Origin of the sequence: uncultured Campylobacter sp. (assembly GCF_937949835.1) — a bacterium.
Taxonomy (GTDB): Bacteria; Campylobacterota; Campylobacteria; order Campylobacterales; family Campylobacteraceae; genus Campylobacter_B.
Genome location: NZ_CALEDC010000320.1, coordinates 1 through 1,842 on the forward strand (window position 1 = coordinate 1; position 1,842 = coordinate 1,842).

2 protein-coding genes are annotated in these 1,842 nt (G+C 48.0%); both read right to left on the reverse strand.

All coding sequences use genetic code 11. From position 1 onward, the window contains the following. The coding region (rpsB, locus tag Q0256_RS07315) for a 30S ribosomal protein S2 (protein ID WP_297961720.1) at positions 1-713 on the reverse strand (713 nt) is incomplete at its 3' end. Between the two features lie 284 nt (positions 714-997). Further along, a partial coding sequence (locus tag Q0256_RS07320) for an amidohydrolase family protein (RefSeq protein ID WP_297961723.1) occupies positions 998-1,842 on the reverse strand: 845 nt, incomplete at its 5' end.

The window sequence follows — 1,842 nt, forward strand, 5'->3', positions numbered from 1 at the left end:
TCGCTCTGCTCGACATCCTCGCTCGCATCTTGATCGCGAAGCGCCTTGCCCTCGTTGATCGCCTCAGCCATCTCTTGGCAGAAAAGCTGAACCGAGCGGATCGCATCGTCGTTGCCGGGTATTGGGAAATCGACTACGTCCGGATCGCAGTTTGTATCCAAAGGCGCGATAACCGGCATTTTTAGGCGGTTAGCTTCCGCTACGGCGATCTTTTCTTTTACAACGTCGATGACGAAGATCATATCGGGAAGGCCCTTCATATTGCGAATGCCGCCTAGATAAAGCTCGAGTTTTTCTTTTTTGCGGCGAAGCATTAGCGCCTCTTTTTTGGTTAGCAAATTTATCGAGCCGTCTTCTTCCATAGTCTCGATTACTTCGAGCTTGCGGATCGATTGCTTGATAGTGGAAAAATTCGTTAGCATGCCGCCTAGCCATCTGTGGCTCACATAAGGCATGCCACATTTTTCGGCGTACTCTTTTAGCGTCGCGCCGGCTTGTTTTTTGGTGCCTACGAAAAGTATCGTCTTGCCCTCTGCAGCCGCGTCGCGTACGATATTATAAGTGTAGCGGAAGTAGCGGATAGTTTTTTGTAGATCTATGATGTAGATACCTTTTCTCTCGCCGAAAATGAATTTTTTCATCTTCGGATTCCATCTTCGTGTTTGGTGTCCGAAATGAACGCCGCACTCTAGCAAATCTCTCATTGTTACCATGAGTTTTCTCCTTGTGGGTTGCCCCGAAATTTAGGTTTCTCCTCCACACCCATTAACATTTGTTTTTGACAAACGCAACCAAATTTTAGGATTGGTGTGTGTGAATTGAAGCTGGGATTATATTTAAAAATAGCTAAATTAAAGCTAAATTTAATATAATCCAGACCCCTGCGCGGTTAAATTTTGCGCTGCAAAGATGAGATGGCTGCAAGTGGCGTGAGCGAAATTATTCGTCAAATTTAAAACCCGCCAAATTTAAGAAAACGGCGAATTCGCTCTAAATTTCACTCAAAAAATCCCTTTTTCACGAGCTCGCCCTCTTTTACGCAAAACTCCCCTTTCGCGATCACGCTATCTAGGTTTAGAGCTTCGTCAAATACCGCAAAATCGGCGTCAAAGCCTACTTTGATCTCGCCTTTGCCGCTTAGATTTAGGTATTTTGCGACGTTTTTGCCCATCATGCTTAGCGCTTGCGGGATGGTTAGGATTTTATTTTTCACGCAGGCTTGCAAGACCTCTAAATTCGTCTCGCACGAAGCGCAGCCGTAGCCCACTAGCGCGCCGTTTTCGTCAAATCTAGGCACGCTGCCGTTGCCGTCCGAGCTCATCGTTAGGCGCTCTAAATTTAGCCCGTTAGCAAGCCCATACGCTATAACTTCGTGAAGCGGGGCAAATTTACTTCCGCCGCTCGTGATATCGATGTAGCCGCCCATTTTTTGAAATTTGATCGCCTCGTCAAAGAGCTCCTTCGTCCGCGCGCAGTGCGTCGGCGAAAAGTAATTAACGGGGAACGAATAATCCTTGATCACGCTAAAAATCAGGTCAAATTTATCCGCGAGCCCGCCCATATGCATATGTAGCACGCCGCCTTTTTTCGAGATCATACCGCCGATGCGGATCTGCGTGAGGGTCTTGATGAGCTCCTTAGAAGTCGGGTAGCTGCCGCGGTTGTCGCTCATCGCGATCTTACAGCCGATGACCTTGTCGATGAGCACCAGATCGCGCGTGACAGAGCCCGTAAATGTAACGCTAGGCAGCGCGTAAGAGCCAGTGTGGATAAAGGTCGAGATGCCCTCGTATTCGAGTGCTTTGGCCTTTGAGTAGAGATTTTCTAGGCTCCTCGTGCACC